This window comes from Mesorhizobium sp. M4A.F.Ca.ET.090.04.2.1, assembly GCF_003999085.1.
Classification (GTDB): domain Bacteria; phylum Pseudomonadota; class Alphaproteobacteria; order Rhizobiales; family Rhizobiaceae; genus Mesorhizobium.
In genome coordinates this window covers 1-8,563 of the sequence record NZ_RZOT01000244.1, presented here as the reverse complement: position 1 = coordinate 8,563, position 8,563 = coordinate 1, and the positions used below count along the sequence as shown (strand labels likewise).

General features: G+C 65.0%; 11 protein-coding genes. 6 read left to right on the top strand and 5 right to left on the bottom strand.

Annotated features, from left to right (window positions below):
• The 5 genes from EN781_RS18035 to motA all read right to left on the bottom strand — a co-directional run.
• A partial coding sequence (locus EN781_RS18035; RefSeq protein WP_189347658.1) for an EscU/YscU/HrcU family type III secretion system export apparatus switch protein occupies positions 1 to 244 on the bottom strand: 244 nt, incomplete at its 3' end.
• A 21-nt stretch (positions 245 to 265) separates the two neighbouring features.
• A complete protein-coding gene (locus EN781_RS18030; protein ID WP_126058499.1) occupies positions 266 to 1,282 on the bottom strand; it encodes a flagellar motor switch protein FliG in 1,017 nt (338 codons plus the stop codon).
• Between the two features lie 43 nt (positions 1,283 to 1,325).
• Complete coding sequence (gene fliN / locus EN781_RS18025) at positions 1,326 to 1,715, bottom strand: flagellar motor switch protein FliN (protein ID WP_126058498.1); 390 nt, start codon at positions 1,713 to 1,715, stop codon at positions 1,326 to 1,328.
• 33 nt (positions 1,716 to 1,748) lie between these two features.
• Complete coding sequence (locus EN781_RS18020) at positions 1,749 to 2,687, bottom strand: FliM/FliN family flagellar motor switch protein (RefSeq protein ID WP_126058497.1); 939 nt, start codon at positions 2,685 to 2,687, stop codon at positions 1,749 to 1,751.
• Positions 2,688 to 2,721: 34 nt separating this feature from the next.
• Positions 2,722 to 3,597, bottom strand: a complete 876-nt coding sequence (gene motA / locus EN781_RS18015) for a flagellar motor stator protein MotA (protein ID WP_126058496.1) — start codon at positions 3,595 to 3,597, stop codon at positions 2,722 to 2,724.
• Between the two features lie 178 nt (positions 3,598 to 3,775).
• On the opposite strand from motA, the gene EN781_RS18010 reads away from it, so the two are divergent.
• The 6 genes from EN781_RS18010 to flgC all read left to right on the top strand — a co-directional run bounded on the left by EN781_RS18010 (position 3,776) and on the right by flgC (position 8,425).
• Complete coding sequence (locus EN781_RS18010) at positions 3,776 to 4,552, top strand: DUF1217 domain-containing protein (RefSeq protein WP_189347655.1); 777 nt, start codon at positions 3,776 to 3,778, stop codon at positions 4,550 to 4,552.
• Positions 4,553 to 4,559: 7 nt separating this feature from the next.
• A complete protein-coding gene (gene flgF / locus EN781_RS18005) occupies positions 4,560 to 5,282 on the top strand; it encodes a flagellar basal-body rod protein FlgF (RefSeq protein WP_126058494.1) in 723 nt (240 codons plus the stop codon).
• A 4-nt stretch (positions 5,283 to 5,286) separates the two neighbouring features.
• A complete protein-coding gene (gene fliI / locus EN781_RS18000) occupies positions 5,287 to 6,693 on the top strand; it encodes a flagellar protein export ATPase FliI (protein WP_126058493.1) in 1,407 nt (468 codons plus the stop codon).
• Positions 6,674 to 7,519, top strand: a complete 846-nt coding sequence (locus EN781_RS17995; protein ID WP_126058492.1) for a hypothetical protein — start codon at positions 6,674 to 6,676, stop codon at positions 7,517 to 7,519. Before fliI ends, EN781_RS17995 begins: the two co-directional genes overlap by 20 nt.
• Before the next feature lie 103 nt (positions 7,520 to 7,622).
• Entirely contained in the window at positions 7,623 to 8,003 is a 381-nt protein-coding gene (flgB, locus tag EN781_RS17990; RefSeq protein WP_126058491.1) for a flagellar basal body rod protein FlgB, read from the top strand.
• 2 nt (positions 8,004 to 8,005) lie between these two features.
• Positions 8,006 to 8,425, top strand: a complete 420-nt coding sequence (gene flgC, locus EN781_RS17985; protein WP_126058490.1) for a flagellar basal body rod protein FlgC — start codon at positions 8,006 to 8,008, stop codon at positions 8,423 to 8,425.
• Positions 8,426 to 8,563 lie beyond the last annotated feature (138 nt).

Here is an 8,563-nt window from a genome sequence, read left to right as displayed (position 1 = left end):
CGATGACGTCGGTCTCGGTATCCATCGGCCAGGCTTCGGGCTTCTCCAGGAACATCGACAAGAACATGCCGAGATCGATGATGGCGTCCTTGGCGTAGAAGACGGTGAACACCAATATGGCGACGAAGGAGGTGAAGATCGCCGCTTCGCGCGAATGGGGCAGCTTGCCCTGTTCGACGGTGTCGCGGATCTTCTTTTCTGTCGCTTCCTCGGTTTTGGAGTCCTTGTCGACCGATTCAGCCATGGCGTGCTAACCGAGCCGCCATCAGGCCGCTTCGCTCTGCGACGAGGAAGGGAGTTCGAACGCCCCTTCACGCGACAGGCGGATCGTCGCCACCGCGATTGTCTTGCGAGCCGCCATGATGTCGGCCAGCGCGATGCCTTCGGACCCCTGCCCGAGTTCGGATTCGATCATGCGCCGCGACCTTGCGCCGATCGCCGACAACACCGATTCGGTGAGTGCCGGCGGCGCGCCTCGCAGCGCCAGCGTGACCAGTTCGGTCGACAGCCCGTCGAACAGCAGCACCCGTGCCTTCTGGGCGAGCAGCGGCAAATCGTCGAAGGCGAACAGCCGCGACCTGACGCCGTCGAGATCCGGCGTGCCGGCCTCCTCCAGATCGTGCATGACCTCTTCGAGCTGAGGCTTGTCCATTTCGTTGAGCACGCTGGCGACACGCGCCTGTCCGGCCGAGATATCCTTCGTCGCGGTTTGCGACAGCAGGCTGCTGCGCAATTGGCTTTCGACGATCTTTGCGGCCGCATCCGGAACCGTGGCCAAAGTGACCATGCGTTTGATGATCTCGCTGCGGACGGGCTTCTCCATCGTCAACAGCACGTCGGCCGTGATCTGCGAGGAAAGCTTCGACAGCACCATGGCCGATGTCTGGGGGTGCTCGCCGGACAGGAAGGCGCCGAGGCGGCCGGGCTCCAGCTTCTCGAGGTCGGGCCAGATCGGCGGCGGGCCCTCGGGTGCCACCTCGAACCTCTTGTCGCCCATGATGGCGCTCATTTCCTCCGGCGACAGCGATTCGTTGAGGATGGTGTCCATCCGGTCGGCGGAATCGAGCAGGCCCGCGCCCTCGGTGAATTCGGCTTCGAATTCGGCGACGATGCGCTCGAGGTCGCTCTGCGGGATCGTGCGCAGCAGGCGCGCCCCTTCGATCAGTGCCTTCAGTTCTTCCTGCTTGAAGAATTTCAGGAGCCGGCTGGCTGAGGGCTTGCCCATCGCCACCAGAATGGCGGCTGCCTTTTGCGGGCGCGTCAGCGTGGTCAGCGTCGTCATGCTGTCTGTCCCTGCGGTCGATGGCGGTGCACGCCGGCCAAGCCTACGCGCTCTTGGTGGCGGCGATGATTTCGGTCAACCTGATGCCGAAGCGCGACGGGTCGCTTTCGAGCACGGTGATCTCGCCGCGGGCGATCTTGCGGCCGTTGACCACCACGTCGACAGGCTCGCCGATACGCCGGTTGAGCGCCACGGTCGAACCCTTCTGCAGCGCCATCAGCTCGGACACCGGCATCTCGGTGCTGCCGAGGATGATCTGCACGTCGACCGGAATGGCCATGATGATGCTGGAATTGGCGCCGCCGGAAGCGGCCCTGTAGGCAACGTCCGGGCGCTTCTCCTCTTCCTTGAGGACGCCGCGCAGCTCCTCGATGGCGCGATCGAGCTGCTCGTCCGGCTGATCGGGTTCGGCTTCCACCTTCGTCTTTGCCATGCGTCGTCTCCAAAAAGGTCAGGCCACCCGGCGTCAGCCCGGCATCAGCCCGTCGATGAAATCCTGTCCGGCATCGTAGGGATGCCGGACGCGGACGGTGTAATTCTGGCCGAGCTTGCCGAACTCGCAGACGAACAGCGTCTTGTCGCGCGCGCTGAGCCGCGCATGCGATTGCGCCGTCTCTTCGAATTCGATGATCTGCCCGACTTCGAGGCTGGCGAGGTCGCCGAGCGTCAGCCGGGCGAGCGGCATCGTCGCCTCCAGCGTTACTGTCGAGCGCATCACTTCTTCGGAGAAGCGCGCCCGCCAGTCCGAGCCGGCCGTGTGATCGTCGTCGTGGGCGCCGGCCGCGCCGCCACGGGTCGCAAGCAGGATGCGCTGCGGGATCATCACCGTGACAGTGCCGCTGTCGGTCGGCGTCGAGATGCCGAACAGCATGCGGACCGCCGCCCCATCGCGCAGCACCCGCCGCTTAGCCTCCATGCCGGACATTGCCCGCTGCACCGGCAGCCGCAATTCGAGCGAGCGCTTGCCCGATCCATTGAGCGCCTGCGCCACATGCTGGATCACCGTCGTCGCCACATCGGTCTCGATCTGTGACAGCTCGCGTTCGATTGGCGAGACCCGCGCGTCCGGGTCCCCGCCGAACAGGGCGCAAACCACGACGGCTATGGCCTGAGCGTCGATCACCAGGGTCATGGCGTCGGCCGAGGTCGGCGATGGAACGATGACCATGGCGAAGGTCTCGCCGGCATCGGCGCGTGCATGGGGAACCCGGCTCACCTCGACCGCCCGCAGATCCACCGTAACCGGCGCGCCAAGCTCGACGGCAAGGCTCTTCTGCAGCAGCGGCACGGCGCGTTCGGCCATCGCCCGCCCGGCACCAATGACATGACCGGCCTCGCCGCTGTCGCCGACGAGACGTTCGATGATCAGGGAACGGGTCTGCGACGGACTGCCCGGACTGGTCATGATGGCGAGCGGCCCTGGCTGTCTTGACGCATGCTCAGGCCGCCTTCTTTTCGGCCGTGCCGGTATTCATCGTGCTCTGCTCGACGGCGTCGATCGTCGGCCGCTCGTAGGATGAGATGGTCTTGCGGCCGAACTCGATCGCGACCTGCGGCAGCGCGCCGTTCATGTAGGCAAGCAGCGTCTGCTTGACGATGATGTAGAGGCGATTCTTCTTCTCGCGCACGGTCTTGATCTTGGTGGCGACGGGCCCCACCACGCCATAGGACAGGAAGATGCCGAGAAAGGTGCCGACGAGCGCGGCGCCGATCAGCCCGCCGAGGATTTCCGGCGACTGGTCGAGCGCGCCCATCGCCTTGACCACGCCGAGCACCGCGGCGACGATGCCGAGCGCCGGCAGGCCGTCGCCGACCGCCACCATCGCGTGGTAGGCCTTCAGCTTGTCGGTCCTGATGGTCTGGATCTCCTCGTCCATCAGCGCCTCGATCTCATGCGAACGCGCATTGCCGATGATGATGATGCGGCAGTAGTCGCAGATGAAATGCGTGAGATCGTGGTTCTTCAGCACCGTCGGGAATGCCTGGAAGATCGCCGATTCCTCGGGATTGTCGATATGCGCCTCGACCTCGCTGCGCGACTTGGAGCGCAATTCGCGCATCAGGCTGTGCAGAACGCCGAGCGTCTCGAGATAATCCCGTTCCTTCGGCACCGCCTGCTTGAACGCTTCGAGAATGCCCTTGCCGGTGTCCTTGACGGTCTTCATCGGGTTGGCGACCAGGAAGGTGCCGAGCGCCGCGCCGCAGATGACCACCGCTTCCCAGGGCTGCATGAGCACATGCAGATGACCGCCCATGGCCATGAAGCCGCCGAGGACGCAGCCGAGCGTCACCACCAGTCCGATCAGAATGCCCACGCAAGATCCTTCCGCATGTCACCGCAGGTCCCAACCGATAGTCCCCGTGCCTTGTGTGAGGCTTGAATCGACGAGGCTTCAACCCGCGAGGTCCGGATCGCGGGTTGCGGGGCCGATTCAGCTTCGCGCAAGGAAGTGACTGTATTTTCCTGGAATAGCTTCGCCGGAGGCGCACAGCGTGTTGAACACTTATACGAGCTACCAGCTTATCGCCAAGGACATACCCAAGGCGATCGATCAGGTTGAGGCGCAGCCCGTCGTCAAGCGCGATACCGACTACTATCTCGCCAATATCGGCAACATCAAAACCATCGATGACTTCGTCAAGGACACCCGCCTGTTCACCTATGCCATGAAGGCATACGGCCTGGGCGACATGGCCTATGCCAAGGCCTTCATGGTCAAGGCGCTCAAGGAAGGCGTCTCGGATTCGGACAGCTTCGCCAACAAGTTGAGCGACAAGCGCTACGCCGCCTTCGTCAAGGCGTTCAACTTCGCCGCCTATGGCTCGACCGCCACGCTCTTTCCCTCCGCCCAGCAGGGCACGGTCGACAAATACATGCGCCAGACCCTGGAGGAGAATGCCGGCGAGACCAATCAAGGCGTGCGGCTGGCACTCTACTTCCAGCGCAAGGCGCCCGACATCACCAACTGGTACGACGTGCTGGCCGATACGGCACTTTCGAGCGTGGTGCGCACCGCGCTCGGCCTGCCCGATTCCTTTGCCTCGGCCGACATCGACAAGCAGGCGCAGTTGTTCGAGCAGAAGCTCGACATCGCCGATTTCAAGGACACCGACAAGCTGAACAAGTTCCTGACCCGGTTCACCAGCCTGTGGGAGATCAACAACCCCACCTCAACGGCGCAGACATCGGTCAGCGTGCTCTTTGCCCAGCCGACCACGGTCGGCATCTCGACCGATCTGATGATGGCCATGCAGAAACTGAAGTTCTGAGAACACCATGCAGGACAGCCTCTACGTCGCCCTCTCCTCGCAGATCGCGCTCGAGCGCCGGCTCGACACCATCGCCGACAATGTTGCCAATGCCTCGACCATCGGCTTTCGCGCCACTGGCGTGAAATTCGAGGATGTCGTCTCCGGCACTGGTCCGAAGTCGGTCTCCTTCGCATCCTCCGGCAAAACCTATCTTTCGACGGCGCACGGTTCGATGACCGAGACCGGCAATCCTTTCGACTTCGCCATCCAGGGCGATGCATGGTTTGCCATCGAAACGCCGACCGGCACGGTGATGACCCGTGACGGCCGTTTCTCGATGAACGAGAACGGCGAGTTGATGTCGATCGAAGGCTATCCTGTGCTCGACGGCGGCGGCGCTCCGATCCAGCTCGATCCGCGCAACGGCCCGCCCAAGGCCGGCGCCGACGGCTCGCTCCGACAGAACGACCAACTGGTCGGCGCCATCGGCCTCTACAATTTCGATCCCGGGCAGAATTTCGTCCGCTACGGCAATTCCGGCATCGTGCCCGCGCGGACGCCTGAACCTGTCACCGATCGCTCCGACGTCGGCGTGGCGCAGGGCTTCCTCGAGGAATCCAACGTCAATCCGGTGCAGGAAATGACCCGCCTGATCATGGTCCAGCGCGCCTTCGAGAATACGGCGGCGCTGATACGGCAGACCGATGCGACCACCGACGACGCCATCAAGACGCTCGGTTCCAAGTAGCGGCATGTCGACCAGCCTGCCCTCGCTACGCGCCCTTGAAAGGCAGCCTGATGCAGCACCCCGCGACCGGCTTGCCGCGTTGGAACGCGTCCTGCGCCGCTTCGATAGCGCCGCGTCCCTGCTCCGGCGCGGCGGCCGCGTCGCCGAGATCTCGCCGACCCATTACAAGGTGCGCGGCCTTTCCGACATCGCCAGGCTGGGCGACATTGTCGAGCAGCGCGGCCATGCCGGCGCGCGGCGCGGTGAAATCGTCAAGATCGGCCGTGACGAGGTGGTCGTGGCCCCGTTCGAGCGCAGCGCCGATGCCGGCATAGGGGATGCCGTGTTTCGGCGCGGGCCGCTGGCGGTGGCGCCGCATATCTCGTGGCGCGGACGCGCCATCGACGCGCTCACCCGTTCAATCGACGGCGGCCCGCCGCTGGAAAGGTCCGCATACGCCCCGGGCGAGGACGCCACGACGCCAGGCGCCATGGCGCGACAGCGCGTCGGCACCGCCTTCACGACGGGGGTCAGGGTCATCGACATCTTCACCCCGCTCTGCTTCGGCCAGCGCCTCGGCATCTTTGCCGGTTCCGGCGTCGGCAAGTCGACGCTGCTCGCCATGCTCGCCGGAGCGGACGCCTTCGACACGGTCGTCGTCGCACTGATCGGCGAGCGCGGCCGCGAAGTGCGCGAATTCCTCGAGGATACGATCGGCGCCGAAAGCATGGCCAAGACCGTGGCCGTGGTTGCCACCAGCGACGAGAGCGCCATGATGCGCCGGCGCGCCCCGGACACCGCCATGCGCGTCGCCGAGCATTTCCGCGACCAGGGCCACCGCGTGCTCCTGGTGCTGGATTCCATTACCCGCTTTGCCCATGCGCTGCGCGAGGTGGCGACCGGAACCGGCGAGCCGCCGGTCGCGCGCGGCTATCCGGCCTCGGTGTTCACCGACCTGCCCAAGCTGCTCGAGCGCGCCGGGCCTGGCGCCGAGGGCAAGGGGTCGATCACCGCCATCATCTCGGTGCTGATCGACGGCGACGACCACAACGATCCGGTTGCCGATTCCGTGCGCGGCATCCTCGATGGCCATGTGGTGCTCGACCGCGCGATCGCAGAACAGGGCCGCTATCCGCCGGTCAATCCGCTGTCGTCGATCTCGCGCCTGGCCGACAAGGCCTGGAGCGCCGAGCAGCGGATGCTGGTGACCAGACTGAAATCGATGATCTCGCGCTTCGAGGACACGCGCGACATCCGCTTGCTCGGCGCCTACCAGGGCGGCGCCGACGCCGAGCTCGACATCGCCGTGCGCCAGGTGCCGCTGATCTACGAGGCGCTGACGCAGTCGCCGAAGGACCGCGCGTCCGTCGATCCGTTCGCCGACCTCGCCCGCTACCTGAAGGGAAAGCAGAATGGCGATGCAGGAGAGTGAGCGCCAGTACACCGAGCGCCTGCTGCGCGAGATGCTCGACGACGCCAGGGCCAAGGAAGACGCCAGGGCTGAGGAAGCACGGTCCGCCACAGCAAAGGCCGCTCGCGCTATGGCCGCCAAGGTCGCGGTCAGGACCGGGGCCGTCCTGGCCAAGGCGGCGAAGCCCGCTCTCCCGAGGACCGCCGGGCCCGCTAGGACCGTCGGGGATGATTTGCCCAAGGCTTCCCAGGTTGAGGTCGCCGAGACGATACAGGCAAGCCGCGATTCACTGATCGATGACCTGTTCTCGCGCACGGAATGGCCCACGCCGCCAAAGGCGGAATTTCCGCGGCTGGGCAAGAAGCCTGACCGGCGCAGCGATTTTGTCGTCGCCGCGCTCGGCGTCACGCTCGGTCTGATCTGCGCGCTATTTCCCTGGTACATCTTCTTCAATCAGGAACAGTTCGGCGTGCAGGCCATCAAGTTCGGCGGCAGCGGCACCAATGCCGGACGCGTCAGCGGCGGCTCGCAAATGGAAAATCCCGGCCAGCCGCTGACGGCCAAGGATGTTCCCGATGTCGACTTGTTCGCCACCGGCACGCTGCAGGACCCCGAGGACCCCGCCACGGCTCCGGGCGTCGACCAGCAGCCCTTTCCGGCGGACCCCAAGTTCCGCATGGTGCATGTCGCCAACGGCCGCGCCATGATTGAGGACGACGCCGGCCTGTGGATCGTCCAGCGCGGCTCGAAGCTGCCGGACTCCAGCATCGTCTCGTCGATTGAGCAACGTGGTGGCAAATGGGTCATGGTCACCAGCACCGACCAGGTGATCGAACTCTCCAAATAGCGGCGCGCGGGCCAGTAGCACGGCGCTGCGCCATGCCCGGCCCCGCGCAAGGTCCGCGCAAGACTGGCGGCCTAATCTTTGGGAACCCCGCCCGGAGATTCCCATGGAGCCCGTCACCCTTTTCGATCTCGCCACCAAGCAATCGCAGTGGCTGGCCGTGCGCCAGTCCGCAATTGCCTCCAACATCGCCAACGCCAATACGCCGGGCTACACGGCGGGCGATGTCGAGCCGTTCGAGAAGGTCCTCGACCGTACGGCGGTATCGCTGCAGGCCACGCAGGCCGGGCATCTCGGCACCCAGGCGACGAATGCCGGCTTCACCGTCAAGCCGGAGGAAGCCACCGGCTCGATCATGCCGTCGAAGAACACGGTGGCGCTGGAAGACGAACTGATGAAGGCCGGTGAGGTCCGCCGCTCTTTCGAACTCAACACCGCGATCGTCAAGGCCTTCCACTCGATGATGATGATGGCTGTGAAGAGCTGACCATGGACGCGCTTACCGCAGCCCTCAAAGTCGCAGCATCCGGCCTTGGTGCCCAGTCGGAGCGCCTGCGCGTGGTGTCGGAAAACCTCGCCAACGCGCAGTCGACCGGCACCACGCCGGGCGCCGATCCCTATCGCCGCAAGACGATCTCCTTTGCATCCGAGCTCGACCGCGCCACCGGCGGCCAGCTTGTCGAGGTCAGCTCGGTAGAGCGCGATCCATCCGATTTTCCGATCGAGTTCCAGCCCGGCAACGAAGCCGCCGACGAAAAGGGCTACGTCAAGATGCCCAACGTCAACGTGCTGATCGAAATGGCTGACATGACCGAGGCCAATCGCTCCTATGAGGCCAATCTCCAGGTCGTCAAGCAGGCGCGCGATCTGATTTCCATGACCATCGACCTGATGAGGAACCAGCAATGATCAGCGGCATCGGCAGCATTGGCGCGCTCAAACCGGCAACCGAAGGCGCCGGTGTGGCGACCGACGCCCTCCAGGGCATCGTCGCGCCGACGACAGCGACCGAGACGGTCGGCACATCCTTCGCCGAGGCGCTGAACC